Annotated in this window: 30 protein-coding genes; 17 read left to right on the top strand and 13 right to left on the bottom strand. The window is 62.1% G+C overall.

All coding sequences use genetic code 11. The annotated features are described in order from the left end of the window. Positions 1-120: 120 nt before the first annotated feature. From dnaA to mutM, 4 genes are all read right to left on the bottom strand, one after another. Positions 121-1521 carry a chromosomal replication initiator protein DnaA gene (dnaA, locus tag IE101_RS06315; protein WP_189632971.1) on the bottom strand — a complete coding sequence of 467 codons (1401 nt, stop codon included), beginning with the start codon at positions 1519-1521 and terminating at the stop codon, positions 121-123. 529 nt (positions 1522-2050) lie between these two features. Next, positions 2051-2323 (bottom strand): 30S ribosomal protein S20, encoded by a 273-nt coding sequence (rpsT, locus tag IE101_RS06310; RefSeq protein ID WP_189632970.1) that lies wholly within the window; start codon positions 2321-2323, stop codon positions 2051-2053. A gap of 162 nt (positions 2324-2485) precedes the next feature. Beyond that, on the bottom strand, positions 2486-3262 hold the full coding sequence (locus IE101_RS06305; protein ID WP_189632969.1) for an enoyl-CoA hydratase: 777 nt from the start codon (positions 3260-3262) through the stop codon (positions 2486-2488). 72 nt (positions 3263-3334) lie between these two features. Next, positions 3335-4186: a bifunctional DNA-formamidopyrimidine glycosylase/DNA-(apurinic or apyrimidinic site) lyase gene (mutM, locus tag IE101_RS06300; RefSeq protein WP_189632968.1), complete on the bottom strand. Its 852-nt coding sequence runs from the start codon at positions 4184-4186 to the stop codon at positions 3335-3337. Positions 4187-4280: 94 nt separating this feature from the next. On the opposite strand from mutM, the gene ubiE reads away from it, so the two are divergent. Further along, on the top strand, positions 4281-5030 hold the full coding sequence (gene ubiE, locus IE101_RS06295) for a bifunctional demethylmenaquinone methyltransferase/2-methoxy-6-polyprenyl-1,4-benzoquinol methylase UbiE (RefSeq protein ID WP_189632967.1): 750 nt from the start codon (positions 4281-4283) through the stop codon (positions 5028-5030). A 1-nt stretch (position 5031) separates the two neighbouring features. Next, on the top strand, positions 5032-6555 hold the full coding sequence (ubiB, locus tag IE101_RS06290; protein WP_189632966.1) for a 2-polyprenylphenol 6-hydroxylase: 1524 nt from the start codon (positions 5032-5034) through the stop codon (positions 6553-6555). On the opposite strand, the gene IE101_RS06285 is transcribed toward ubiB, so the two are convergent. From IE101_RS06285 to IE101_RS06275, 3 genes are read right to left on the bottom strand one after another with little or no spacing between them, the layout of a single operon-like run. Continuing rightward, complete coding sequence (locus IE101_RS06285) at positions 6552-7367, bottom strand: aminoglycoside phosphotransferase family protein (protein ID WP_189632965.1); 816 nt, start codon at positions 7365-7367, stop codon at positions 6552-6554. The two genes, ubiB and IE101_RS06285, sit on opposite strands and share 4 nt — an antisense overlap. A 42-nt stretch (positions 7368-7409) precedes the next feature. After that, positions 7410-8057 (bottom strand): flagellar hook capping FlgD N-terminal domain-containing protein, encoded by a 648-nt coding sequence (locus IE101_RS06280; protein ID WP_189632964.1) that lies wholly within the window; start codon positions 8055-8057, stop codon positions 7410-7412. Between the two features lie 6 nt (positions 8058-8063). Next, positions 8064-9071 (bottom strand): flagellar hook-length control protein FliK, encoded by a 1008-nt coding sequence (locus IE101_RS06275; protein WP_229804042.1) that lies wholly within the window; start codon positions 9069-9071, stop codon positions 8064-8066. Positions 9072-9206: 135 nt separating this feature from the next. Between IE101_RS06275 and IE101_RS06270 the strand changes: the two genes are divergently transcribed. From IE101_RS06270 to IE101_RS06245, 6 genes are all read left to right on the top strand, one after another. Further along, positions 9207-9485, top strand: coding sequence for a rod-binding protein (locus tag IE101_RS06270; RefSeq protein WP_189632962.1), 279 nt, complete (start codon positions 9207-9209; stop codon positions 9483-9485). Then, a complete protein-coding gene (locus IE101_RS06265; RefSeq protein ID WP_189632961.1) occupies positions 9478-9792 on the top strand; it encodes a hypothetical protein in 315 nt (104 codons plus the stop codon). The genes IE101_RS06270 and IE101_RS06265 overlap by 8 nt, the downstream gene beginning before the upstream one ends. A gap of 201 nt (positions 9793-9993) precedes the next feature. After that, the gene (locus IE101_RS06260; protein WP_189632960.1) at positions 9994-11253 is read left to right on the top strand and encodes a flagellin N-terminal helical domain-containing protein; all 1260 of its coding nucleotides are present in this window, start codon (positions 9994-9996) and stop codon (positions 11251-11253) included. Positions 11254-11326: 73 nt separating this feature from the next. Beyond that, the gene (gene flaF, locus IE101_RS06255; protein ID WP_189632959.1) at positions 11327-11704 is read left to right on the top strand and encodes a flagellar biosynthesis regulator FlaF; all 378 of its coding nucleotides are present in this window, start codon (positions 11327-11329) and stop codon (positions 11702-11704) included. After that, on the top strand, positions 11701-12105 hold the full coding sequence (gene flbT, locus IE101_RS06250) for a flagellar biosynthesis repressor FlbT (RefSeq protein WP_189632958.1): 405 nt from the start codon (positions 11701-11703) through the stop codon (positions 12103-12105). Before flaF ends, flbT begins: the two co-directional genes overlap by 4 nt. After that, positions 12102-12836 (top strand): DUF1217 domain-containing protein, encoded by a 735-nt coding sequence (locus tag IE101_RS06245; RefSeq protein ID WP_189632957.1) that lies wholly within the window; start codon positions 12102-12104, stop codon positions 12834-12836. The genes flbT and IE101_RS06245 overlap by 4 nt, the downstream gene beginning before the upstream one ends. 121 nt (positions 12837-12957) lie before the next feature. Here the strand turns inward: IE101_RS06245 and IE101_RS06240 are convergent, their stop codons facing one another. After that, on the bottom strand, positions 12958-14265 hold the full coding sequence (locus IE101_RS06240; protein WP_189632956.1) for a FliI/YscN family ATPase: 1308 nt from the start codon (positions 14263-14265) through the stop codon (positions 12958-12960). 84 nt (positions 14266-14349) lie between these two features. Between IE101_RS06240 and IE101_RS06235 the strand changes: the two genes are divergently transcribed. From IE101_RS06235 to IE101_RS06195, 9 genes are read left to right on the top strand one after another with little or no spacing between them, the layout of a single operon-like run. Further along, positions 14350-14733, top strand: a complete 384-nt coding sequence (locus IE101_RS06235) for a FlgB family protein (RefSeq protein ID WP_189632955.1) — start codon at positions 14350-14352, stop codon at positions 14731-14733. A 3-nt stretch (positions 14734-14736) separates the two neighbouring features. Continuing rightward, positions 14737-15117, top strand: coding sequence for a flagellar basal body rod protein FlgC (gene flgC / locus IE101_RS06230; RefSeq protein WP_189632954.1), 381 nt, complete (start codon positions 14737-14739; stop codon positions 15115-15117). A gap of 11 nt (positions 15118-15128) precedes the next feature. Further along, on the top strand, positions 15129-15422 hold the full coding sequence (gene fliE / locus IE101_RS06225; protein WP_189632953.1) for a flagellar hook-basal body complex protein FliE: 294 nt from the start codon (positions 15129-15131) through the stop codon (positions 15420-15422). Further along, the gene (locus IE101_RS06220; RefSeq protein ID WP_189632952.1) at positions 15419-15685 is read left to right on the top strand and encodes a flagellar biosynthetic protein FliQ; all 267 of its coding nucleotides are present in this window, start codon (positions 15419-15421) and stop codon (positions 15683-15685) included. The genes fliE and IE101_RS06220 overlap by 4 nt, the downstream gene beginning before the upstream one ends. Before the next feature lies 1 nt (position 15686). Beyond that, positions 15687-16400: a flagellar hook-basal body complex protein gene (locus tag IE101_RS06215; protein ID WP_189632951.1), complete on the top strand. Its 714-nt coding sequence runs from the start codon at positions 15687-15689 to the stop codon at positions 16398-16400. A gap of 1 nt (position 16401) precedes the next feature. Beyond that, positions 16402-17187 carry a flagellar basal-body rod protein FlgG gene (gene flgG / locus IE101_RS06210; RefSeq protein WP_189632950.1) on the top strand — a complete coding sequence of 262 codons (786 nt, stop codon included), beginning with the start codon at positions 16402-16404 and terminating at the stop codon, positions 17185-17187. Beyond that, a complete protein-coding gene (flgA, locus tag IE101_RS06205; protein ID WP_189632949.1) occupies positions 17184-17618 on the top strand; it encodes a flagellar basal body P-ring formation chaperone FlgA in 435 nt (144 codons plus the stop codon). Before flgG ends, flgA begins: the two co-directional genes overlap by 4 nt. Before the next feature lie 8 nt (positions 17619-17626). Beyond that, the gene (gene flgH, locus IE101_RS06200; RefSeq protein ID WP_189632948.1) at positions 17627-18346 is read left to right on the top strand and encodes a flagellar basal body L-ring protein FlgH; all 720 of its coding nucleotides are present in this window, start codon (positions 17627-17629) and stop codon (positions 18344-18346) included. Between the two features lie 6 nt (positions 18347-18352). Continuing rightward, the gene (locus IE101_RS06195) at positions 18353-18826 is read left to right on the top strand and encodes a flagellar basal body-associated protein FliL (protein WP_189632947.1); all 474 of its coding nucleotides are present in this window, start codon (positions 18353-18355) and stop codon (positions 18824-18826) included. A gap of 27 nt (positions 18827-18853) precedes the next feature. Here IE101_RS06195 and IE101_RS06190 read toward each other — a convergent pair whose 3' ends face one another. Genes IE101_RS06190 through IE101_RS06170 form a run of 5 tightly spaced genes read right to left on the bottom strand, consistent with a single transcriptional unit; the run spans position 18854 to position 23742 of the window. Beyond that, on the bottom strand, positions 18854-19180 hold the full coding sequence (locus IE101_RS06190) for a hypothetical protein (protein WP_189632946.1): 327 nt from the start codon (positions 19178-19180) through the stop codon (positions 18854-18856). Between the two features lie 2 nt (positions 19181-19182). After that, a complete protein-coding gene (locus IE101_RS06185) occupies positions 19183-20247 on the bottom strand; it encodes an EscU/YscU/HrcU family type III secretion system export apparatus switch protein (RefSeq protein WP_189633112.1) in 1065 nt (354 codons plus the stop codon). Next, positions 20244-21011 (bottom strand): flagellar biosynthetic protein FliR, encoded by a 768-nt coding sequence (locus tag IE101_RS06180; RefSeq protein ID WP_189632945.1) that lies wholly within the window; start codon positions 21009-21011, stop codon positions 20244-20246. The genes IE101_RS06185 and IE101_RS06180 overlap by 4 nt, the downstream gene beginning before the upstream one ends. After that, a complete protein-coding gene (gene flhA, locus IE101_RS06175) occupies positions 21008-23077 on the bottom strand; it encodes a flagellar biosynthesis protein FlhA (protein WP_189632944.1) in 2070 nt (689 codons plus the stop codon). Before flhA ends, IE101_RS06180 begins: the two co-directional genes overlap by 4 nt. Then, complete coding sequence (locus IE101_RS06170) at positions 23077-23742, bottom strand: transglycosylase SLT domain-containing protein (RefSeq protein ID WP_189632943.1); 666 nt, start codon at positions 23740-23742, stop codon at positions 23077-23079. The genes flhA and IE101_RS06170 overlap by 1 nt, the downstream gene beginning before the upstream one ends. Positions 23743-23783 lie beyond the last annotated feature (41 nt).

The following is a 23783-nucleotide window of genomic DNA, read 5'->3' as shown; positions in this document are numbered from 1 at the left end:
CCGGATTGTCGGGGGCGTCAAGCCAGCCTGGACCCAAGTCCCTGCCCGCGTTGCACAAACGTCATCCCGGAATGCGCCTTCCCCCAAAAGAAACAGGGGGCCGAAGCCCCCTGTTTTCCCTTACGCCTGAAGCAGTCGCTTCAGAAGCTGCAGGTCATCGGCCAACTGGCTGTCCGTCGCCATCAGCTCTTCGATCTTGCGGACGCCGTGCATGATGGTGGTGTGATCCCGCCCGCCAAAGCGCCGCCCGATTTCCGGCAGCGACCGCGGCGTCAGCTGTTTGGACAGATACATGGCAATCTGGCGCGGACGCGCGATGGTGCGCAGACGCTTCGGCCCGATCATGTCGGACAGGCGGATGTTGTAATGTTCAGCCACCTTGCGCTGGATCTCTTCGATCGTGACCTTGCGGTCCGAGGCGCGCAGGATATCGGCCAGACAGTCCTGCGTCAGATCCAGCGTGATTTCCCGGCCCACGAGCGAGGCAAAGGCGAAAAGCCGCGTCAGCGCGCCTTCCAGCACCCGCACGTTGGTCGAGATGCGATGGGCCAGAAACTCCAGCACGCCATCGGCGATCTTCAGACCCTTGTATTGCTCGCGGTAGAATTCGACCTTCTGCTGCAGGATGCCCAGCCGCAGTTCGTAGTCCGTCGGGTGCAGGTCCACGACCAGACCGCATTGCAGACGGCTCTTGATGCGTTCCTCAAGATCCTTGATCTCGCCCGGCGCGCGATCGGCGGAAATCACGATCTGCTTGTTCTGGTCCACCAGCGCATTGAAGGTGTGGAAGAATTCTTCCTGCGTGCTGTCCTTGCCGGCGATGAATTGCACATCATCGACCATCAGCACATCGACCGAGCGGAACAGCTCTTTGAAATCCATGATCTGACGTTCGCGCAGCGCCTGCACAAAGCGATACATGAACTGTTCGGCCGAAAGGTAGAGCACCCGCAGCTCGGGCCGCCGGGTCTGAAGCTCATGCGCGATGGCATGCATCAGGTGGGTCTTGCCGAGCCCCACGCCGCCATAAAGGAACAGCGGGTTGAAAGAGACAGGCCCCCCCTCGGCCACGCGGCGCGCGGCGGCATGGGCCAGCTCGTTCGGCTTGCCCACGACGAAACTGTCAAAGGTGAAGCGCGTATCAAGCGGCGCGCCCGGCAGCTCTTCCTCGGACACGCGGGCGCGGGCGGCGGCCTTCGGGCGGGCCACCGGCGCCGGTGCGGCAGATTCGGCGCGCGGTGCGGCCGGGGCGGTGGCCGCAGCAGGCGCACGACGCGCCGGGGCCTTCACCGCAAATTCCAAACGTTCGACCTGCGCGCCATTGGCGTTCAAATGGGCGCGGATGTGATCGGCAAAATTGCGCGACACCCAATCGCCAAAGAAAGAGGTCGGCACCTCGAAACGGGCGACGCCGTTCTTCAGACCGTTGAGTTTGAGAGGCTCGATCCAGGTCGTATAATTGTTCTTTCCGAGGCGTTTCTCCAGCTGCTCACGAATCTCACCCCAAGCTTCATTGGTCATGTTTTTTACAACCCGTCCCGCGCCATTCTTTGGCCTGATTGGGGCAACTGCCCGTTCTTCACCGATACACCCAGCCGGACAGCCCCCAAGCCGCCGGACGCTTCGCTGATGTTCGGGGGGAGGGTCAGGAACGCAAAAACAGGTCACGTCGAGCAAAGCCCGACATGTTGCTTCTGTTCCGAATCTGACGCAGCTTTCGCGCAGACCCCTTCGCTTTTGAACGCGACCCGGAAATCAGGATTCCCGCTGTTAAAACAGCAGGATGGCAGCCCTTCCATCTGGATCGCTTTCTCGGCTTGTCCCCCAGGACACCGTGAATCGCAGGGTGAAGCTAGCAAGCCGCGGGAGGGGCCTGCAACCGAACTTCGCTGTTGACTCCGCTTTGTCGCAGCGAATCCCCCAGACCGTGCAAAACCGCCACGCAGGCCGGGAAAATCGGTGAAAATCGCCTGAAAAGGGCTTGAAAAAGCAAAAGGCGCGCCGGTCTGGCGCGCCTTTCAAATTCCGCGGATTCGGGTCCGAAAAGGCCTCAGGCCTTGGCGGCAACCGCCTTCACGCGCGAGGCCAGACGCGACAGTTTGCGCGACACGGTGTTCTTGTGCAGGACGCCTTTCGAGACGCCACGGGCCAGCTCCGGCTGGGCATTCTTGAAGGCTTCGGCGGCAGCGGCCTGATCGCCCGAAGCGATGGCTTCCTCGACTTTGCGCAGGAAGGTGCGGATGCGCGAACGGCGGGCTTTGTTGATGGCGTAGCGGGTTTCCGACTGGCGGGCGCGCTTTTTGGACTGAACGGTATTGGCCATGGGTCTGGCTCCTGTAGATCTTTGGTTTCGGTTGCGCCAAAGACCCACGGCTCCGCCCCCGAAGGGTCGGACATGATTCTTGCCTAAGCGGGCCCACGCGCATGTAAGCGGGGTCCTTAGGGCAAATCGCCGTAAAAGGAAAGGGGGCAAACGCCCCCCATCTTACTTGTCGCGGAATTGCGGCTGGCGCTTTTCCAGGAAGGCGGCCATGCCCTCTTTCTGATCTTCCGTCGCGAACAGCGCATGGAAGACGCGGCGTTCATAAAGAATGCCTTCCCGCATCGTGGTTTCATAGCTGCGGTTGACGCATTCCTTGACCGCCATGGCGGTGAGCATGGATTTCTCGGCAATCTTGGTGGCAGCCTTGCGCGCCTCGACCAGCAGGTCCTTGGCCGGCACCACGCGCGAAACCAGGCCGCAGCGTTCAGCCTCGGCGGCATCCATGAAGCGGCCGGTCAGGTGCATGTCCATCGACTTGGACTTGCCCACAAAGCGCGTCAGACGCTGGGTGCCGCCCAGACCTGCCACGACGCCCAGATTGATCTCGGGCTGGCCGAATTTGGCGGTGTCCGAGGCGATGATTAAATCGCAGGCCATGGCCAGCTCGCAGCCGCCGCCCAGAGCATAGCCCGAAACCGCCGCGATGATCGGCTTGCGGGTCCGCATGATGCAGTCGGAATCGGCCGCGAAGAAATCGGTGCCGAACATCTCGACGAACGATTTCTGCGACATCTCCTTGATGTCGGCCCCGGCGGCGAAGGCCTTTTCCGACCCGGTGATGATGATGCAGCGCACGGAATCATCGGCATCCGCGGCGCGCAGGGCTTCGGACAGCTCCGACAGCAGTTTGGAATTCAGCGCGTTCAGCGCATCGGGCCGGTTCAGCCGGATCAATGCGATATAGTCCTCGATCTCGACGATCAGCGTCTCATAGGCCATGCGGAGGCTCCCCTTTGGTCTGGGCAGAGTCCTAGCAGCCTTGCCGCACAGCGCAAGGGCATGGGGCCCGCGTTACCGCTGACACTGCGGACAGAAATAGCTCGACCGCCCTGATTGCACGATCCGGGCAATGCTGCCTGCACAATCGGCACGATGGCAGGCAGCCCCCTCGCGGTCATAGACGCGGAAGGTGTGCTGGAAATAGCCCAGCTCGCCATCGGCCTGCCGATAGTCGCGCAAGGATGATCCCCCGGCCTCGATCGCCTCGGCCAGCACCTCGCGGATCAGGGGGACAAGCCGCGCGACCTCGGACCCGGTCACATCGCGCGCCTTGCGGGCAGGGTGGATACCCGCCCGGAACAGCACCTCACAGACGTAGATATTGCCCAGACCCGCCACCAGATGCTGATCCAGCAGCGCGGCCTTGATCGGCGTGTTCCGCCCCGCCAGACGTCCGGCAAGGTAATCTTCGTGGAAATCATTCCCCAAAGGCTCTGGCCCGATGACGGCCAAAAGCGGATGCGCCGCCGCCGTGGCCGTGGGCAGCAGGTCCATCGCGCCAAACCGCCGCGCATCGTTGAAGGTGACACGGGCGCCCCCCTCCATATCCAGCACGACATGATCATGTTTCGCGGGCGCCGGATGGTCATGGTGGAAATCGCCCAGCATGGCGCCGGAAATCAGCATCCGCCCAGACATGCCCAGATGCACGAGCAGCGTCTCGCCGGTGGAGAGATCGGCGAGGATGTATTTCGACCGCCGCCGCAGCGTCTCGACCCGCGCGCCGGTCAGCCGCTCGGCCATGCCCGGCGGCAGCGGCCAGCGCAGATCCGGGCGGTTCACCTGCGCCTGCAAAATCACGCGCCCCTCCATCACCGGCAACAGGCCGCGTCGGACGGTTTCCACCTCTGGCAGTTCGGGCATCGCACACCTTCGGACAGTTCCGCGCATTGCAGCGCGCGCACATCGCCCTATAAGGAGTGCCGAGGCCCACAAGGCAAGCCCCGGCGAGTATCCCATGACCGACGACCAGCAAACGACGCATTTCGGCTTTCAGACCGTGAACGAGGCCGAAAAGGCCGGAATGGTGCATGGCGTCTTTACCCGCGTCGCCAGCAAGTACGACATCATGAACGATGTCATGAGCATGGGCATCCACCGCGTCTGGAAGGATGCGATGATGGACTGGCTGGCCCCGCGCCCCGGCACCCGGCTGCTCGATGTGGCGGGCGGCACGGGGGATGTGTCGTTCCGCTATCTGAAGCGCGCGCCGGGCGCCCATGCCACGGTCTGCGACATGACCGAATCCATGCTGATCGAGGGGCGCCAGCGGGCCGAGGCCGACCGCATGGCCGAAAGTCTTGATTGGGTGGTGGGCGACGCCATGGCCCTGCCCTTCGCCGCCAACAGCTTTGACGTTTATACCATCAGCTTCGGCATCCGGAACGTGACCCGGGTGCAGGACGCCCTGAATGAGGCCTACCGCGTGCTGCGTCCCGGCGGGCGCCTCATGGTGCTGGAATTCAGCCAGTTGCCGAACGAAATGATGCAAAAGCTCTATGACCTCTACAGTTTCAATGTGATCCCGGTCATGGGGCAGATCATCGCCAATGATCGTGACAGCTATCAGTATCTTGTTGAAAGCATTCGTAAATTCCCGGATCAGGATACCTTTGCCGGCATGATCCGCAAGGCGGGCTTCGGGCAGGTGAAATACCGCAACCTCTCGCTCGGTATCGCGGCACTGCATTCCGGCTGGAAGATCTGAGATGCGTGGCCCCCACAATATCATCCGCCTCGTCCGCACCCTTGCCACGATGGAGCGTACCGGCGCCATCGGCGTGGTGCTTGAGGCGATGCAGGCGCCGCCGCGCATCCGCGCCGCCGCGCGGGTGCTGGGCTGGCCGTTCAAATGGTTGGGCCTCAAGGGGGATCCGGCCCTGCCGCCTGCGACCCGTGCGCTGACCGCACTTGGCCCGGCCTATATCAAATTCGGCCAGATCCTTTCGACGCGCCCCGATATCGTGGGCGAAGACATGGCCGAGCAGCTGAAATACCTGCAGGACAAACTGCCCCCCTTCCCGGTCGGAATCGCGAAACAGACCATCGAAGCCGAACTGGCGCTGCCGGTGGACCAGGTGTTTTCCGAGTTTTCCGAGCCTGTGGCCGCCGCCTCGATCGCGCAGGTGCATCGCGCGCGGCTGGCCGAAACGGGCGAGGATGTCGCCGTCAAGGTGCTGCGCCCCGGCATTGAGCGCGCCTTCCGCAAGGATATCGACGCCTTCTATTTCGCCGCCCGCGTGATCGAAACACTCTCGCCCGCGTCGCGCCGCCTGCGGCCGATGGATGTGATCCGGCATTTCGAAGGCGTGGTGATGGGAGAGCTGGACCTGCGGCTTGAAGCCGCGGCCGCCGCCGAATTCGCCGCCAATACCGAAGGTGATGAAGGTTTCCGTGTGCCCAAGCCCAATTGGGGCCTTTCGGGCCGACAGGTGATGACGCTGGGCTGGGCCGAGGGGATTGCACTGGCCGACACCGCCGCCATCGATGCCGCCGGGCATGACCGCGTGGCGCTGGGCGCGCGGGTGCTGCAGCTGTTCCTGCGGCACGCGCTGCGCGACGGCTTTTTCCATGCCGACATGCATCACGGCAACCTGAAGGTCGGGCCGGATGGTGCCATCATCGCCTATGACTTTGGCATCATGGGGCGGCTGGATGATTACACCCGCCGCGTCTATGCCGAAATCCTGTTCGGCTTCATCCGCAAGGATTACCGCCGCGTGGCCGAGGTGCATTTCGAGGCCGGTTATGTGCCCGCCGACCGCGACATCGACGAATTCGCCCGCGCGCTGCGCGTGGTGGGAGAACCGATCTTCGGCATGGATGCAAGCCGCATCTCGATGGCCCGACTTCTCGCCTATCTCTTTGAAGTGACAGAGAGATTTGGGATGGAAACCCGGACCGAGCTGATCCTTCTGCAGCGCACCATGGTGGTGGTCGAAGGCGTTGCCCGCAGCCTCGACCCGCATATCAATATCTGGCAGGTCGCCCGCCCGGTGGTCGAAGATTACATCAAGACCAATGTGGGACCGCGCGCCTTGCTGCGGGATCTGGTGCAAACCGCCCGCGTGCTGGGCCGGTTCGGGCCGAAGCTGCCCGCGCTGGTCGAAGCGCAGCTGATCCGCCAAAGTGAACTGCCGCAGCCCGCGCAGCGCCAGGCCCATCCGGCTGTCTGGATGCTCGTCGGTGGTGCGCTTGTGGCACTTGGGGTCGGGCTTGGGGCCTTGCTCTAACCCAGTTCCAGCTGGATCGCCGCGCCATAGCCGGCATCGCCCCGCGCCGCGCGAAAGGCACAATGGGCCGCAATACGCCAATGCAGCAAAGGCGCCAGCAAAACATACCGTGCAACCGTCGCGCGGCAGGGATAGGCAGCCAGAAATGCCTCGCGCTCGGCCAGGCTGAGCGGTGCCCCGCGATAGAGAAGCTGCATCGCTGGGGACAAAAACAGAGCCAGATCGTCGACGGGATCGCCGTTTCCGGGGCACTGCCAATCGATCAGCCGTAGCCCCTGCGGGGTCACAACGATGTTTCCCGGCACCGCATCCCCGTGAACGATGGTGGGGCGAACCGGACCAGGGTCGGACAGTTTCGGCATGGGCGGCAGGCCTGCGATCGCAAAACTGCGCGCCTGCTGACCAATCTGCTGCGGTCCGACAGGCAGGCTGCGCAGTCCCGGCAGCGGACCAAGCCCGTGCAATTCGCCCAAAAGCCGTGCCACCGCCGCCGGATCCTGCCGCCAGCTCGCACCGGGCTGATATCGGTAGGCCAGCCACCCCGCGCCTGACGACACGAAACTGGGCGCGAGGGGGAGCGAGGTCAGGCTTTGCAGCGCGAACGCCTCGGCGGCAGGATCGTTGGGGAAAAGCGGTGTCGCGCTGGTCGGGTCGTACAGCTTGACGGCAAGATCGCCGGCACGCCAGACGCGGTTGCTGCGCCCCCCTTCCAACGGCAGCCAGGGCCCTTCGATTGGAACAGTGGCGCCTACCGCCTGGACAAGCCAAGGAGGGGGGGCATCCACAGGAAGGATCGGGGGCGCGATGGTCATGGGCGCGCAAGCTAGGGCCGGGCGGGCCATGAGGCAAGGCCCTCATCCCCGGATCGCGGTCAGGGATCCAGCCGCCAGCTCTCGTCCCCCGTCAACCATCAGAACCATGCCACCCGGCAGGGCCCTGACCTCGGTCACGCGCCCATACAGTTCAACGGCGCTGCTGGTCTGCTGCATATCACCCTGATAATTCTCGACTTCGAAAGAATAGAGCCCCTCTGGCAGTTCAGCCCCGGTCATGTCCTGCGGGAGCCAGGAAAATTCAGTCTTACCCACAGCCAGATCGATTCGGTTGACGACATCGCCCGCCTCATTGCGGACGACCAACACCGCCCGGTCCGCCGAGGGAGAGATCGAAGGGAAGATCGGAATCGCCTCAGGCCCCGCAACATGGGCGGGCATGATACCCCGCGCCTCGCGCCCAACCCAAGCAGCGGCCTGGCTGAGCCCCATGCCGCCAAAACTGGCGATGAGGGTTTCCAGCAGGTTATTGGTGTAAGATTGCTGCTCGACCGTGGAAAAACTGGCCAATTGCGACAGGTATTCCGTGCTGTCGACCGGTTTCAACGGATCTTGATGCTGCAGCTGGGTCGTCATCAGGGTCAGGAATGTATCAAAATCAGAGGTGAGCGAACCGCGCGATCTGGTGGCGGCAGCCTGCGGCGTGGCAGCGGTGGCGGGGATATCCATGGAGCCTCACAGTCGAAGGTTGAGCCCGCCTGCCGCGGGCGACAAAATCGGGGCAGATCCGACGGGCGTCAAAAGCGAATCGCCCGGCAAATCTTGCGGTTCAGCCAGAGGCAGGATCGTCGGGCGCGGCGGTGGACCGTTCCCCCCCTGATCCATCTGGCCAAAACTCATCTGAGTTTCACGATAGCCGACCGACCGAAACTCTTGCTGCAGCTGGTCGACATGCCGTCGGAGAAGATCCATCGTTTCCGGGCGTTCGGCCACGATATGAACGGCGACCCGATCACCGTCATGGGAGAGGATGATGGACAGGCGCCCAAGCTCTTCAGGATCAAGGCGAAGCTCGATGACACGGCCCTTTTCGGCTACCTCCGGCATCTGGGGCAAAGGGGTGTCGGGCGAAATTGCGGCCCGCACCTGCCGCACGACCGCACCACCGTCATCGGTACCGAGAGGATCGGCCTCGGGCAAAGGTCCGGTGGCAGCGTCAATCCGGGAGGAAACCGCCGCCTCCACCGACGCAGGTTCTAGGGGCGGCGTCTCGGGTTCGGCCGTTTCCGCCTCAGCCACGATCACAGACCCGGCCTGAAAGGTCACCACCGCTTCCGCAACCGTTCGCCGCAAAACAGGTTTTTCGGGGATGGCAGCCACCACGACAACATCTTTCTCTGGCACATCAACTGGCGGTGGCGGGTTGGCGGGATCACTGGCAGCCTCCGAAAGAAAAACAGGTTTTTCAATACGCTGCATCGGTGCTGCAATCTCGGCGGGGGCCTCTTCGACCTTTGACTCCACCAAATCCAAAGAGCTTCCAGTCGGGCTCTGTCGTGCGGTGCCAATCTCCACCGTCAGGGGCAATACGACAGGCAAGTTGCTCAAGGGCGCTTGGTCAGGGGGGGCGTCCTCCAGCTCCATCTCATCGGGGCTCTCTTTCCCCTCGGCCATGACTTTCGAAAACGCGTCCATCGGCGCCGACTCGGCGCCGCTTGGAAGGGCAACAGGCAGCAAGAGCATCGGAAATTGCGCGACAGGCAGCGGAATCATTTCGGCCTCGGACCCGGTTGATCCTGTCGTTATTTCGCAAACGGGTTACCGCTTGTTTACCGCAACAGGGCCATTCTTGGAAAATCTTCAGGAAAGGAACCAAGCATGACCCCTATCCCCCCCACAGCGCCCCCTATTTCTGCCGAACGGCAGACAGCCCTCCGTGCGAAAGCGCAGGAATTGGAGGCGGCCTTTCTATCGGAAATGCTGGCACATGCCGGGCTCGGAGACTCCGCGGGGCCATTTTCGGGCGGATCCGGGGAAGAGCAATTCGTGTCTTTCCTCCGGCAGGAGCAAGCGACAGCCATGGCGCGCGCCGGGGGCATTGGCCTTGCCGAATCGCTGTTCAAGGCCATGCTGAAGGCCGAGACCGCCCATGTCTGAAGCCTTGAACCTTATGCACGACCTCCGCCAGGCCCTGCTTTCAGGGGATTTGGCTGCCTTGGCGCGGCTGGAACAGGCTTTCACAGCGATCCAATCCACCGCGCCCACGGACCCCTATGAAAGTGCTGAATTGCGGCGCCTCGCCGAAGGCAATCAGTCGCTTCTGCGGGCAGCAGGACGCGGGCTGCGGGCCACCCAGCGGCGTCTGGCAGAGATCGCGCGCGCCGAACAAGGGCTTGCCACTTACGACCCGCGCGGCCGTACCGACCCGCCCAGGCGCACCAAGGGCCTGCACAAACGTTTCTGAAGTGATTCAAATGCGCGGAATATGAGGGTCAGGATCAGCCCCGCCTTAGCAAACTGTTAGAGGTTCGCCCCCATCAATCAAGGGGCATCCCAGACGGGGTGGCGCGGGGCCAAAGGCCAACGCAGGGCGAGAATGCCGAAACCGCCGAAAGGCAGCCCAAGGCCGGACGCAAAGCGACGGCCCTTTGAAAAGGATCAGGACATGTCGTCCATTCTCACCAACACCAGCGCGATGGTTGCCCTTCAAACCCTGAAGGGCATCAACGGCAACCTCGAGAAGGTCCAGAGCGAGATCTCCACCGGCAAAAGCGTCGCCTCGGCCAAAGACAATGCGGCGGTCTGGGCGATTTCCAAAGTGATGGAATCGGATGTGAAAGGCTTCGATTCGATCTCGGACAGCCTTGAACTGGGCACCTCGACCGTATCCGTCGCGCGGCAGGCTTCGGAAACCGTCACCAAGCTCTTGACCGACATGAAAGGCAAGATCGTGGCGTCGCAAGAACAGACCGCCGACCGCGCCAAACTGCAGACCGACATCGAAGCCCTGACCGAACAGGTCAAATCGGTCGTCGGCGCCGCGCAGTTCAACGGGCTGAACCTCGTCAATGGTTCGGCGTCGAATACCAACACCAACGGCAACACCGGGATCAATGTCTTGTCCTCGCTCGACCGTGCGTCGAACGGGTCAGTGACAGCCAGCTACATCGGCGTTGATGCCCAAAACCTGTCGACACGGGCGGGTACCGACCTGTCGGCCACCATCGGGGCAAGCGTTTCGGCTGCTACCCTCACTGCATCGGGCGGGGCATCGGACACCAGCACGCTCACCGGCCTTACCCTGCAAGGGGGGGGTGGGGCCCTGGCGAAAACCGATGCGGCGGCTGATCCGGCAGACAGTTCGGGCCTGATCGAAGGCGATGCGCTGAAACTTCGAATCGGATCCGTGGAAGGGGCCTACACCGTCAAGGCAGGCGATACGGCAGATTCGATCCTCGCGGGGCTGAAGAATTCACTGACCTCGAATGGCTTCGATTCCTCGAAGTTCTCGCTCGACATCACCACCTCGGGTTCGCTGACCGTCACAAACGAATCCAACGTCGCAGGCACCGCGGTTGAGTTCAGCGCGGCCCGTGGCAACGGCGCCCTGTCGGGTCTCGAATCGATGGATGTGCAAAGCGATGCGGGCGCCGCTGCGGCGCTCGCCTCAATTGAAACCATGATCCAGGCCGCCACGGATGCCTCGGCAGCCTTCGGCTCGTCCGAGTCGCGCCTGAACACCCAGCAAGACTTCGTATCTAAAATGTCGGATGCGCTGACGACCGGTATCAGCTCTCTGGTCGATGCGGATATGGAGGAAGCCTCGGCCCGTCTGCAGGCCCTGCAAACCCAGCAACAGCTCGGGGTGCAGGCCCTGTCGATCGCGAATCAGGCGCCGCAGAGCATCCTGTCCCTGTTCCGCTAACGGATGACCGCCCGCGGCGCTGTGCCGGTGCCGCGGGTCATTTCCACCTTCCGTTGATGAGAAAGGTTTATCCGTGAATGTCCCCTTCCATGCCCGGACGGCCTATGGCCGACCGGAAACCCCTGTCCGATCGCCACGGCAGATCGAATATGATCTCTTTGCGCGGATCACCCAGCGCCTCACCTCGACATATCAAAATCGGCAGCAAGATTATCCTGCCTTCGTTCAGGCCCTGAACGACAATGCGCGCCTCTGGCGCACTCTGGCCCGTGATCTGGCAAACCCAGGAAATGGATTGCCAGACCCCTTGCGCAAAAAGCTCTGCTATCTCGCAGAGTTTTCCTTGCAGCATGGCAGAAAGGTGATTTCCGCCGAGGCGGAAGTTTCAGTTCTGATCGACATCAATACATCCATCATGCGTGGACTGCGCGGGGAAGGGGAAGTCAGATGACCGGGCTTGTCTTGAAACTCGGCCCGCATGAGAGGGTGCTGATCAACGGCGCGGTCATCGAAAACGGAGACCGGCGGTCGCGACTTGCGGTGATGACCCCGAACGCAAATATCCTGAGGCTGAAGGATGCGCTTCATCCTGAGCAGGTCAATACCCCGGTCCGGCGGGTCTGCTATATCGCGCAGCTGGTGCTCTCTGGTGATGCCGACGCGCAAGAAGCGCGGTTGCAGTTGCTGCGCGGCATCGAACAGCTTGGCCAGGTCTTGCTGGACGCTGATAGTCGCAGCCATCTTGCACAAGCGGCGATGGCGGTTGGTGAAGGCGAGCCCTATCAGGTGTTGAAACATCTGCGCGCCTTGCTGCCGCGCGAAAATCAGCTTTTCGCCGCCTGTCCGCGATGAGCTTTACCATCACGCTCCCCCTGTCGGGCTACGCAGGCTGGTCGTTCCTGAAGCGTACCCAAGCCCGGCAGGAAGCCGCCCTGGTTGCTGATGCGGCACAACAAAGGGCGGAAACTTACTTTCGTGCGCGTATCGCGAAGGTTGAAACAGCCGACCAGCTTGTCAAGGATCGCAGGCTGCTACAGGTCGCTCTCGGGGCCTTCGGCCTGTCCGAGGAGATCGGGAAATCCTATTTCATTCGCAAAGTCCTTGCAGATGGAACAGACGACAAGACAGACCTCGCGAACCGATTGCCCGACAAGCGCTATGCCGAGCTTGCGAAGACTTTCCAGTTTGACAAGTCAAAGCCGGCCACCCAGGCACAGGGTTTTGCTGACACGATCATCAGTTCCTATCGGTCACAGAGATTTCAGGAGGCCGTCGGCGCAGTTGACGAGAACATGCGCCTCGCGCTCTTCGCACAAGACCAATTGCCGGAATTGGCAGGAAAAACGGCGTCCGACGCTGCGAAATGGTACACCATTCTCGGGTCCTCCGCGCTCAGCAAAGTTTTCCAAGGCGCACTTGGCCTCCCATCGTCATTCGGCGCCCTGGACATCGACATGCAAGTCTCAATGCTTGAGCGAAAATCCCGACAGGTCCTTGGCGTTGGTTCGCCCTCTCAATTGGGCGAACCCGAGAAAATCGACAAGTTGATCAAACTGTTTCTATTGAAAAAAGACATTCGATAAAACGATCCAGGCGCGCATTCTGCATGGACGAGTTGCCACGGTGGGTAGAGCTGTAGCGCGCAAGTCGGCCGCGAAAGCAGGAGATCGACGGCCACCCGGTCGGAGACACTGCTTTGGACGATTACTCAAGGCTCTGCGCCAGGCGCGCAAAGCTATTATGAATACCCTCGGGTGAAAGTTCAGCCAGAAAGCGGTCCAACAAGGGCCAAACACGGATCGCGCGATCAACCACTGGATCTGACCCTGTTGCATAAAGCCCCGCCTGGACCATCGGCTCAACACGATCATATGCCCCCAGCAAACGTCGCGCGTCCGCAAGAAGATTGTTCTCCGCGTCGCTTGCTGCCTCGGGCAAGCTTCGCGAGACGGATCGCAACACATCTACAGCCGGAAACCGACCACGCTCCGCAATGCGGCGGTCCATGACCACATGACCGTCGAGAACACCTCGCAGAATATCGGCAACAGGCTCCTCCATGTCTGAACCTGCCACAAGAACGGTGAAGATCGCCGTGATGTCACCCGCACCCTCCGGGCCGGGGCCGGCTCGTTCCGCCAAGGCCATGATCGTATGCGAGGTAGAGGGCGGGAACCCACGCAGGTTGCCCTCCTCCCCCGCCGCCAGGGCCACCTCGCGGTGCGCTTCCGCAAAGCGCGTGATCGAATCGGCCAGAAGCAGCACATGCAAACCTTGGTCGCGAAAATGCTCGGCGACCGCCATGGCGGTCCAGGCGCATCGCCGCCGGGTGAGCGCAGACTGATCTGACGTTGCTGTCACAATCACACTCCGCGCCATGCCGTGCGGCCCCAGCGTACGTTCGGTAAATTCACGCAGTTCGCGCCCGCGTTCGCCAATCAGGGCGATCACGACGACATCCGCTTCCACATGCTGGGCAAATCGCGCCAGCAGCGTGGACTTTCCGACGCCCGACCCCGCAAAGAGGCCGATCCTCTGGCCGCGCACCAATGGCAAGAACGTATCGAAAACAGCCGATCCCGTTGCCAGGCGGGCGCCGAGACGCCTGCGTTCGGCGGCAGCGGGCGCTGGCGCCCTCAGAGGCCGGGGCTGCGTGCCACGGAAAAGCGGGCGACCGTCAAGCGGCTGGCCGTAGGGATCCAGGATCCGTCCGACCCAGCTGTCATCAGGTGCAATCCGGGTTTCTCCCAGCATTTCAACAAGATCACCGATCCGCGCGCCCTCGGGTGATTGATCCGGCAAGACGGTGACACCGTCACGTGCAAGCCGCACGATTTCCCCCCCAATCACGCCGACAGCTGTTCGGACTGCGACCCGGTCCCCCAAGGCCGCAACGGCACTGAGGCCCGCTACACGGAGCGTTCCGCGCGCAAGCTCTTGCACACGGCCAATTCGTGTCAGGACCGGAATGGCGGCGATTTCGGCGCAAAGCCCATCAAAAATTCCGGCCATCGGGTTCTCCCTTCGTTCGCTGCTTACCCTTTCTAAAGGAATCACCCTTAAGCCTTGGTGAAGGTGATCGAGGGAGAAGCCCCGATGTTTGAAAAATTGCAGATTGTCAGAATGGCACAGGCTCTTGCCGGTCATGCCGGCGCAAGGCAGGGCGAAATTGCGCGCAACATCGCCAATGCGGATACACCCGGATATCGGGCGCGCGACATGCCGGATTTTGCGGCCGCTTATGCTGACGGTGGGGGGCTGCGGCAGTCGCGGCCCGGGCATCTGGAAAGCGGTTCCACCTATCGGGGCGCGGCCGAAATCTGCGTGACGAAAGGAGCCGCCTCACCAGATGGCAACACAGTCTCTCTGGAGACGGAGATGCTCAAGGCAGCGGAGGTTCGTCAGCAGCACGATATGGCCCTAGCCATCTATCGCAGCACCTCTCGCATTCTTCGCCTGTCTCTTGGCAGGCAGGGTTGAGCCATGTCCGATCTGCTCACCTCACTCAGTTTCGCAGCTTCCGGCATGCAGGCGCAATCGGGTCGCCTGCGTCACGTCTCGGAAAACATCGCCAATGCCGATACGCCCGGATACCGTCGCAAGACTGTCTCGTTCGAAGAGGCGGCCAACGCGGCTGGCGTGGAATTGGGGAAGCTGCGCCTGGATCCGGCACCCCTGCCCCAGATCCATGATCCGAGTCATCCGCTCGCTGACGAAAGCGGCAATTATTTCGGGTCCAATGTGAACCTCGTCACTGAAATCGCGGACGCCCGCCAAGCGCAGCGCAGCTACGAGGCCAACCTCAAGATGTTCGATCAGGCGCGGCAGATGGCGCAAAGCCTGCTCGAGCTCCTCCGCAGATAAGGAGATCCAGAATGGATTTGCGCACCAGTCTCGCCACACAATCCTATGCAACCGCGCGAAGTGCGGCCGCACCGCAGGCGCTTGGCCCGGACAAGGCGGCGCCCGGTCCGTCAGATGTCGCCAACGAATTCGAGCAGGTTCTCGCAACCGGCGAAGCGACGGCCCGGTCTGCCATGATCGGGGGCGCGGATCCGCATGCCTTGGTCGAAGCCCTTGCAGCCAGTGAAATGGCCGTCGAAACGGTTGTCGCCGTGCGCGACAAGGTGGTCGAGGCCTATCAGGAGATCCTGAGGATGCCGATATGACCGAACAGCTGATCTATGACACGCTCCGGCAAGGGTTGTGGCTGGCCGTCAAGATTTCAGCACCCTTGCTGCTTGTCGCGCTGGTCGCGGGGGTGGTGATCGGGCTGTTTCAGGCGCTCACCTCGATCCAGGAGGCGACTCTGACCTTCGTACCCAAGGTGGGGATGATGCTGATTGTCTTCTGGGTTTCCATGAACTTCATGACAACCGGCTTGGTCGATTTTTTCCGGGACCAGCTGGTTCCCCAGATCGCAGGAGGCTGAGATGGATGTATCCGGCTATACCACATTGACCCGTCAGACTGGGTTGATGCGCGAGGTCCAAACCCTCGCGAACAATATCGCCAACGCCTCCACAACTGGATTCCGACGTGAAGGCGTTGTTTTTTCCGAATATGTCCAAAGACTTGCCGATGCACCGTCACTTTCAATGGCACGTGCCTCCGCGCGAAACATCGACCTGACACAGGGCGAGATTTCTGTCACGGGCGGATCCTTCGATTTTGCAATCGAGGGGGAAGGGTTCTTTCTGGTGGAAACTCCGGAAGGGAACCGGCTGACGCGGGCCGGCAGTTTCACCCCCTCGGATACCGGGGATCTGGTGACCGCCACGGGCCACAGGCTTTTGGATGAAGGAGGTGGGCCGATTTTCGTCCCGCCGAATGCGCGTGACGTCCAGCTCGCACCGGACGGAACCCTCTCGGCCGATGGGGCGCCCCTTGCGCGCATCGGGCTTTGGCAGCCGATCGAGCCCGGCGACCTGCGGCATGAGGCCGGAACGTTGTTTGCCACCTCGGCTGGCGAAGAACCGGTTTCGGGGGCCGTGATCCTGCAGGGGCACCTCGAAGGCAGCAATGTCAGCCCGCTGACCGAGGTATCCCGCCTGATTGAGGTGCAGCGCGCCTATGAAATGGGGCAGAGCTTCCTCGATCGTGAGGATGACCGCCTTCGCACCGTGATACAGACATTGGGGCGTTAAGATGAAGGCACTTCAAATCGCGGCAAGCGGCATGGCGGCCCAACAGATGCGGGTCGATGTCGTCTCCAACAACCTCGCGAACATGTCGACCACCGGCTACAATGCGCGGCGGGCCGAATTCGCGGATCTCCATTATGAACAATTGGCCAAGCCCGGCGCAATCTCGGCCACCGATGGAAGCATGCTGCCGACTGGGATCCAGCTTGGTCTGGGGGTGCGGCCAGCCTCGGTTTCGGTCATTCTGGCGCAAGGCTCTTTGATGGCGACGGGGGGCGACCTTGATCTGGCGATTGAGGGCCGGGGCTACCTTGAGGTGACGCTGCCATCGGGGGGGGCTGCCTATACGCGCGACGGGGCATTGAAGCGCAGCGCCGACGGGTTGATCGTCACCTCCGAAGGCTATGCGCTGGCACCCGGCCTGACCATACCCAGCGATGCCCGCGAGATCAGCATCAATGCGGCAGGCGAGGTCTATGCGCATTTTCCCGACGCGGTAGAGCCACAACTCCTCGGACAATTGACGCTTGCAGGGTTTGCCAATGAAAAAGGCCTCGAGGCGACAGGCGGCAACCTGTTTCTGGAAAGTCCAGCTTCCGGCCCGGCACTCATCGGCGCGCCTGGCGAAGATGGGCTGGGCATCTTGCGGCAAGGTTTTCTTGAGGAAAGTTCGGTCGATTCGGTGCGGGAAATCACCGAACTGATCAAGGCGCAACGTGGTTATGAATTGAATGCCAAGGTCATAACGGCGGCGGATCAGATGCTGTCTGCAACGACACAGGTGCGATGATGTGGCGTGTCTGTCTGCTGTGCCTGTTACCTGCCCTGGCCGGAGCAGAAACTCTTGTCCCGAAACGGACGATCCGGGCCCAAAGTATCATCACCGCCGAGGATCTGGCGATCGCCGCCCGCGATACCCCCGGCGCACTCACCCGACCGGATGAGGCCATTGGCCTTGAAGCGCGCGTGACACTTTACGCCAACAGGCCGTTGCGGCCAGACGATCTGGGGCCTGCGTCCATCATTGATCGGAACGCCTTTGTCCTGCTGCGCTATGCGAAGGGCTCCTTGCAGATCGCGGCTGAAGGCCGCGCGCTGTCGCGAGGCGGGATCGGTGACGTGATCCGAGTGATGAATCTTGCATCGAAAACCAGCGTCAGCGGGCAAATTCGACCGGACGGCAGCGTCGCGGTCGGCCCGAACCCGAACCTGAGCCCATGAGGACAGTGATGCGTCGGTTACTTTTGCTCTGCCTGTGCCTCGCTGCCTGCAGCCGATTGGAAGAGGTCGGAAAATCACCCGGATTCTCGCCGCTGGAAGGAAGCTACCAGCACCACGCCATGTATTCTTCCCCTCTGCCCAGAGACATTCCACCCGCAGGCCCGGCCGATGCATCTTCGCTGTGGTCGGCCAACCGCGAGTCGTTGTTCGGCGAACGCAGGGCCCAGCGGCGTGGAGACATCCTGACTGTCGTCATCGAAATTGATGATCGCGCCAAGATTTCCAACAGCTCGGGGCGCAGCAGGTCAGGAAGCGACACGATGGCTCTGCCGGACCTGTTCGGCATCCCGCAGCGGCTCGACGAACGGCTACCAGATGGCGCAAGCATGGCTGATGCCGTGCAGACCTCATCCGCCTCAAGCTACAAAGGTGACGGCTCGGTCACGCGGAACGAACAGATGACCCTGCGCATCGCAGCGACCATCGTGGAGGAATTGCCGAATGGCGTTCTGCGTCTCGAGGGACAACAGGAAGTCCGCGTGAATTTCGAGCTGCGCGAGCTGATTGTGACCGGCTATGTCCGACCGACCGACATTTCGCGCCAAAACGAGATCACCTATGACAAGATCGCGGGCGCACGTATCTCATATGGCGGGCGCGGTCAGATCTCCGACGTGCAGCAGCCGCGTTACGGTCAGCAAATCGCTGATGTCATCCTGCCATTCTGACCTGTCATGAAGAAGATCCTCATTCCTCTCATCCTGACGGTGGTTGGCGCGGGCGGGGGCGCAGGGGCGGGTCTTTACCTACGCCCCGTGCCGACCGAAGCCGAAACACCCAAACCGCGCATCACCAATGCGCCTCTGCCCTTGGAACCCGGCCAGGAAGCCGAATATGCGCGAATGCCGAGCCAGTTCGTCGTTCCAGTGATCGCGCGCCAGAACATCGCGGCGCTTGTCGTCGTGTCGCTAAGCCTCGAGGTTGTGCCAGGTGGCAGCGAGGCGGTTTTTGCCAAGGAACCACGCCTCAGAAACGCCTTTCTGCGCGTTCTTTTCACCTTTGCGAATGAAGGCGGCTTTGAGGGAGCCTTCACGAAATCACTTCCGCTTGAGCGGCTGAGGCGGCGGCTGTTGACAGCCGCCCGGGACATCCTTCCCGACATGGTCTTTGACGTGGTCATCACTGAGATCGGTCGAGAGGACAAATAGAAACGCCCCGGCACCGCCGGGGCCTTTTCATTTACGCTTCGCTGCAACCCGACCGAGCGCCTGAACACGGCCGAAGGCAAGCGAGGCCTCGGAACGACGTTCTTCAAGCTCGACGAGCTGGGCTGCCAGCTGGCGGTTAAGTTCTGATCGCCGACGATCCGCCCAGACCGAATAGGTCAAGGCTGTCTGCGCCGCAGGCACCGGAGGCAAGTCCAACGCGGGCGCAGCCTCAAGACCCGCGATCAGCGCACGGGTCTGCGCCTGTTGCGCTGCCGAACGACGCAGAGCCTCGAGCTGACGGTCCTTGAGAAGCTGCGCGAGCATGGTGATCGTTGCGAGCTGGTGCTTGTCCATCCTCAGTACTTTCTTGCCCGGCGGCGCATGGCTTCGGCAAATCGGATGGCGGCGGCCACAACTTTGTAATGTTCGGGCGCGATCTCATCGCCAATCTTCAGGGCCGCGTGGAGGGCACGCGCGGTGGGCGGATCACTGTGGATGGGGACGCCCGCTTTTTGGGCCTGCTCGCGGATGCGGGCTGCGATTTCATCCACACCCTTGGCAACACAGACGGGCGGCCGGCGCGCCGCCCGGTCCCATTTCAGCGCTACGGCATAATGGGTCGGGTTGACGATCACGACATCCGCACCCGGAACATCGAGCAACATGCGGTTCATGGCAATGTCCTGTCCCCGCTGTTTACGATGCGCCTTGAGATGGGGATCGCCCTCGCTCTCCTTGTGCTCTTCGATCATGTCTTGCCGCGACATCATCGCACGTTTGCGGTGTTGCAGCCATTGCCAGAAGTAATCGCCCAAGCCAAACGCGATCACGATCCCCAGAACCACCGTCAAAAAATCGCGCAAAAGCCCAAGGGTCACCGCCATGGCCGGGGCCGGGGCAAGGAACATCACACCCAGAACCACCTTTTCCCGCGACTGAAGGAACAGCCCGAGGACCAGGCTGATCACAATAAGCTTTGCTGCGCTCTTGCCGAAAGCCACAAGCCCTTGTGGCCCGAACCGCTGCGCCGCAGCTGCAAAGGGTGATATCCGTGAGAACCGAAATGCGAAATTGCCCGGTGTGAAAAGCCAGGCGCGTTGGAGCGTGATCATCAGGATCACCGCAACCATTGGCAAAAGGAAAATTGGGGCAAGAGCCGTCAAGACCTCAAGCAATAGGCCGGCAAGCGCAGGCCTCTCGAGCTCGATCCTGTCCGGACTTGCCAAAAGTATCGCCAATGAAGCACCCAGATGTTCGGGCGCCTTCGCGGCGGGCCCGAAAAGCGCGCCGACCAGACCTGCGAATGCGGCCGCACCGAACAGATCCTGGGAACGCGGAATCTGTCCTTGCTTGCGCATGTCTTCGAGGCGTTTGGCGCTGGCCTCATGCGGTTTGTCTTCGTCATCCACCGAGGCGCTCATGGTGGCACCGCCAACGGGTTGGACAAGGCTTCGGCCAAGGCCGTTTGCCAGAGATTGAGCAAGAGCGGTGCAGCAACGGCAAAGAGAGCAAGCCCGCCCAAGGTCATGGCCGGCGCGCCGATGAACGAGACCATAAGCTGCGGCATCGCCCGATTGATGATGCCGAGGGCGATGTTGTAAAGCAGCGACGCCGCAAGGAACGGTGCGGCCAGCGATACCGCGAGCGCCAGACAATGCGCGGCCCGCCCCGTGCCCCATTGTGCAACATCCCCCGGATGGGGCGGTACACCGGGGGGAAACAGATCATAGGACAACACCAAAAGCTCAATGACACGCAAATGCAGGCCGGACGCCACTGCGACCGCCAGTGCACCCAACGTGAGCAGACTGCCCAGAACGGGTTGGGGTTCACCCACAGCCCCGAAAAGCTGCGCCAGCGAAATCGCTTGGGCAATCATCATTCCGGCGGTCTGCAAGGCGAAGATCAGAAACCGAACGGACAGGCCAAACAGCAGACCCACCCCGGCCTCTGCCAGGATCGGGCCAAAGGAAAGATCACTTTGGGGGACCATGACCATCGGCGCAAGGATCGTCGCAAAGGCGAGGGTCACGACCAGCCTGACACGCGCCGGGATGATCTGGTCACCAAAGGCGGGAAGCACCGCCATGAGGCCGCCGACACGGATGAACACCAAGAACCATCCCAGAATGACAGGTTGCCCCCATCCGGAAACTTCGGTCAGGCGTGCCAGGGCCGCCGTCATGCGGACACGACGCCGATCATGGCGGGGCGGGCCTCCAGACCAATTTCCTCATAAGAGAGGACGGGATTGGTCAGTCCCTTCGCCCCCAAAACGGTGCGAAGGAACCGCCGGCGGAGGGTTGATGTGACGAGGGCGGCATGAACCCCGTTTTCTGCGGCGCGGTTGAGCTTGTCTGCCATGGCATTGGCAAGGCGGCTGAATTGCTCGGGCGGCAGGGCAATGTCGCGCAACCCGCGATCCCCCTCCATCTGATACATGACAAAGGTCTTTTCCCAGTCCGGCGCGAGTTGAAGCAGCGGAATCGTCCCATCTTCGCGCTTCAGTTCGGCCACGATCTGGAAGCCGAGCCTTTGTCGGACATGTTCACAGACAAGCTCGACCGCGCCAAGGGCGCGCGCTTCGGCGACGGATTCAAGGATGAGAGGAAGATTGCGGATCGACACCCGCTCTTCCAGAAGCAGCCGCAGCACCCCGAGCAGCAGGTCCACGGGAACGCGATCCGGCACGAGTTCGTCCAGCAAGCGCTTGTTCGCCTCGGCCCGTGCCGGATCGGAAACATTGGTGAATTCGTCCAGCAGACGGCGCAGGCCCTTGAGCGTCAGAAGCCGGGCGAGATTGGCCTTCAGCAGCTCCAGCATATGGGTGGCCAGAACCTCGGGCGGGGAGACAACGGTCAGGCCCGCCAGGGCAGCCTCTTCCTGAAGATCGGGCACGATCCAGCGGGCAGGGGCCGCATAGACCGGCTCACGCACGTCAATGCCCTCGGGCGCCTCCAGCCCATCGGCCAAGAGCACGAGAACTCGATCGGGCATAAGGCGATCACGCACCCGCTCCACCCCCTGCAACCGAATGCGATAAGCCCCGGGGGGCAGCGCCGCGTCGTCAGTCAGGCGGATTTCCGGCAGGATCAGGCCATAATTGCCCGCAATATGGGTGCGCATGTTGTTGATCCGGGCGTCGAGCCCTGTCGCGGGATCAAGCGCCATGGGCACCAGATCGGGCGCAAACTCGACATGAATTTCATCAAAATCAAGAACATCGCCCATGGATTTGCGGGCGGCGACCGGGGGCTCGGCCAGCTCGACCGGGGCGATGGCCGGACCTTTGCCGCCGCGCCAGGCGATAAAGGCAAGAACGGCAGCCCCAATCACGAAGGGCAGAAAGGGCAACCCCGGAACCAGGGCAAAAAGACCAAGCAGAACTGCAACCGTGCCCACCGCCCCCGGATACTGGCCCAATTGGCGGAAAAAAGCGCCATCGACAGAGCCCTGCGCGCCGCCCCTTGCAAGCAGAAGCGCCGATGCAACCGAGATCACAACGGCCGGGATCTGCGTGACCAGACCGTCACCGACGGTCAGGATCACATAGGTTTCAAGGGCTTGCCCGGCAGGCATCCCATGCACGGCAATCCCCATGATCAGGCCCATGACGATGTTCAGCCCGGTGATCAGCAGGCCCGCCACGGCATCGCCCTTGACGAACTTCGAGGCACCATCGAGCGAGCCGAAGAAATTGGTTTCGGCCAATTCACGCTCGCGCCGCATCTTGGCCTCGGCATGGGTGATTGCGCCGGCTGCCATGTCGGCGTCGATGGCCAGCTGTTTGCCCGGCATCCCATCCAGCGCGAAACGGGCGCCGACTTCGGCCATACGGCCCGCCCCCTTGGTGATCACCATGAAGTTGACGATCAGCAAGACGCAAAAGATGACGAGGCCAAGCAACAGATTGCCGCCCATGATGAAATTGGCAAAACCCTCAATCACATGGCCCGCGGCATCGGTGCCGGTATGGCCCTGCCCGATGATCAGCTTGGTTGAACTGACATTGAGCGACAGGCGCAGCAAAAGCGAAGCAAGCAGAATGGTCGGGAAGGCCGAAAAATCCAGCGGACGTTCGACGAACAGCGTCACGGTGAACATCAGGATCGCCAGCCCGAACGAGAGCGCCAACCCGAAATCAAGAAGCCAGGTGGGCACTGGCAGGATCATCATCGCGATGACCGACATCAGCGCCAATGCCAGAAGGATCGTGGGCTGGAACAGGGTGCGAGTCGCGGGAAGCTGCATTACGGCACCTGAAGGAAAAGGGACCCGATGCCTGCAACCCGCGGCACAAGCGAAGCCCCAGACCCCGCCGCACCGGGTTGCAAAAGCGGATAGCTGTTGATCCGCATCACGGGACCTGCCTCCGGCAGCCCGGCCATCTGGACCGCCGACAGGCCGGAAAGGATTTCTGAAAACCTGTCGATGTAGCGCGCGGCATATTCCTCGGTCCCCGAGTGATACGCACCCGCAGCAGCCACCCAGTCACCAGTCTGCTGATATTTTTCTGACAGGAAGCCCGCGGCGTAACGGGCATTTTCCACCGGATCAAACATGGTCTGCAGATCGGGGAAGGCGGCACCGTGCCAGCGGTGATTGAGCTGAAAGCACCCGACATCAAGGTTGGAATAGCCAAAAGCCAGCTGCGCCTCGACGAATTGTTCCGCCTCGGCCTGGGTATCAAACCAATAGCCCTGCCCCGCCTGGTTGACGGCCCAGGGCCAGGGTGTCAGCCCCTGTTCACCGGCCCGCCCGGTTTCAGCGCGGGTCAGCGCCAGCAGAACATCCAGCGGCACCCCCGTTTCCTGCGCGACAACCGCTGCGGCCTGATCGCAAGATGACGCAGGGCGCGCATGGGACAATCCCGGCAGGATCAGCGCAGACAGGACCGGCAAAAGGCGCAGCAACATGGATTCGGATTCTCCGACAGGGGACTCCTGCCGAAGTTAGG

Source organism: Gemmobacter lanyuensis, from assembly GCF_014652355.1.
Lineage (GTDB): Bacteria > Pseudomonadota > Alphaproteobacteria > Rhodobacterales > Rhodobacteraceae > Gemmobacter > Gemmobacter lanyuensis.
The sequence above is the reverse complement of the archived record's forward strand: the minus strand, read 5'-3'. Positions and strand labels throughout refer to the sequence as shown.

Excerpts from the sequence above, each read along its gene's own strand:
- dnaA (WP_189632971.1), bottom strand. The coding sequence starts at position 1,521 with ATGACCAATGAAGCTTGGGGTGAGATTCGTGAGCAGCTGGAGAAACGC.
- rpsT (WP_189632970.1), bottom strand. The coding sequence starts at position 2,323 with ATGGCCAATACCGTTCAGTCCAAAAAGCGCGCCCGCCAGTCGGAAACC.
- IE101_RS06305 (WP_189632969.1), bottom strand. The coding sequence starts at position 3,262 with ATGGCCTATGAGACGCTGATCGTCGAGATCGAGGACTATATCGCATTG.
- mutM (WP_189632968.1), bottom strand. The coding sequence starts at position 4,186 with ATGCCCGAACTGCCAGAGGTGGAAACCGTCCGACGCGGCCTGTTGCCG.
- ubiE (WP_189632967.1), top strand. The coding sequence starts at position 4,281 with ATGACCGACGACCAGCAAACGACGCATTTCGGCTTTCAGACCGTGAAC.
- ubiB (WP_189632966.1), top strand. The coding sequence starts at position 5,032 with ATGCGTGGCCCCCACAATATCATCCGCCTCGTCCGCACCCTTGCCACG.
- IE101_RS06285 (WP_189632965.1), bottom strand. The coding sequence starts at position 7,367 with ATGACCATCGCGCCCCCGATCCTTCCTGTGGATGCCCCCCCTCCTTGG.
- IE101_RS06280 (WP_189632964.1), bottom strand. The coding sequence starts at position 8,057 with ATGGATATCCCCGCCACCGCTGCCACGCCGCAGGCTGCCGCCACCAGA.
- IE101_RS06275 (WP_229804042.1), bottom strand. The coding sequence starts at position 9,071 with ATGCTCTTGCTGCCTGTTGCCCTTCCAAGCGGCGCCGAGTCGGCGCCG.
- IE101_RS06270 (WP_189632962.1), top strand. The coding sequence starts at position 9,207 with ATGACCCCTATCCCCCCCACAGCGCCCCCTATTTCTGCCGAACGGCAG.
- IE101_RS06265 (WP_189632961.1), top strand. The coding sequence starts at position 9,478 with ATGTCTGAAGCCTTGAACCTTATGCACGACCTCCGCCAGGCCCTGCTT.
- IE101_RS06260 (WP_189632960.1), top strand. The coding sequence starts at position 9,994 with ATGTCGTCCATTCTCACCAACACCAGCGCGATGGTTGCCCTTCAAACC.
- flbT (WP_189632958.1), top strand. The coding sequence starts at position 11,701 with ATGACCGGGCTTGTCTTGAAACTCGGCCCGCATGAGAGGGTGCTGATC.
- IE101_RS06245 (WP_189632957.1), top strand. The coding sequence starts at position 12,102 with ATGAGCTTTACCATCACGCTCCCCCTGTCGGGCTACGCAGGCTGGTCG.
- IE101_RS06240 (WP_189632956.1), bottom strand. The coding sequence starts at position 14,265 with ATGGCCGGAATTTTTGATGGGCTTTGCGCCGAAATCGCCGCCATTCCG.
- IE101_RS06235 (WP_189632955.1), top strand. The coding sequence starts at position 14,350 with ATGTTTGAAAAATTGCAGATTGTCAGAATGGCACAGGCTCTTGCCGGT.
- flgC (WP_189632954.1), top strand. The coding sequence starts at position 14,737 with ATGTCCGATCTGCTCACCTCACTCAGTTTCGCAGCTTCCGGCATGCAG.
- fliE (WP_189632953.1), top strand. The coding sequence starts at position 15,129 with ATGGATTTGCGCACCAGTCTCGCCACACAATCCTATGCAACCGCGCGA.
- IE101_RS06220 (WP_189632952.1), top strand. The coding sequence starts at position 15,419 with ATGACCGAACAGCTGATCTATGACACGCTCCGGCAAGGGTTGTGGCTG.
- IE101_RS06215 (WP_189632951.1), top strand. The coding sequence starts at position 15,687 with ATGGATGTATCCGGCTATACCACATTGACCCGTCAGACTGGGTTGATG.
- flgG (WP_189632950.1), top strand. The coding sequence starts at position 16,402 with ATGAAGGCACTTCAAATCGCGGCAAGCGGCATGGCGGCCCAACAGATG.
- flgA (WP_189632949.1), top strand. The coding sequence starts at position 17,184 with ATGATGTGGCGTGTCTGTCTGCTGTGCCTGTTACCTGCCCTGGCCGGA.
- flgH (WP_189632948.1), top strand. The coding sequence starts at position 17,627 with ATGCGTCGGTTACTTTTGCTCTGCCTGTGCCTCGCTGCCTGCAGCCGA.
- IE101_RS06195 (WP_189632947.1), top strand. The coding sequence starts at position 18,353 with ATGAAGAAGATCCTCATTCCTCTCATCCTGACGGTGGTTGGCGCGGGC.
- IE101_RS06190 (WP_189632946.1), bottom strand. The coding sequence starts at position 19,180 with ATGGACAAGCACCAGCTCGCAACGATCACCATGCTCGCGCAGCTTCTC.
- IE101_RS06185 (WP_189633112.1), bottom strand. The coding sequence starts at position 20,247 with ATGAGCGCCTCGGTGGATGACGAAGACAAACCGCATGAGGCCAGCGCC.
- IE101_RS06180 (WP_189632945.1), bottom strand. The coding sequence starts at position 21,011 with ATGACGGCGGCCCTGGCACGCCTGACCGAAGTTTCCGGATGGGGGCAA.
- flhA (WP_189632944.1), bottom strand. The coding sequence starts at position 23,077 with ATGCAGCTTCCCGCGACTCGCACCCTGTTCCAGCCCACGATCCTTCTG.
- IE101_RS06170 (WP_189632943.1), bottom strand. The coding sequence starts at position 23,742 with ATGTTGCTGCGCCTTTTGCCGGTCCTGTCTGCGCTGATCCTGCCGGGA.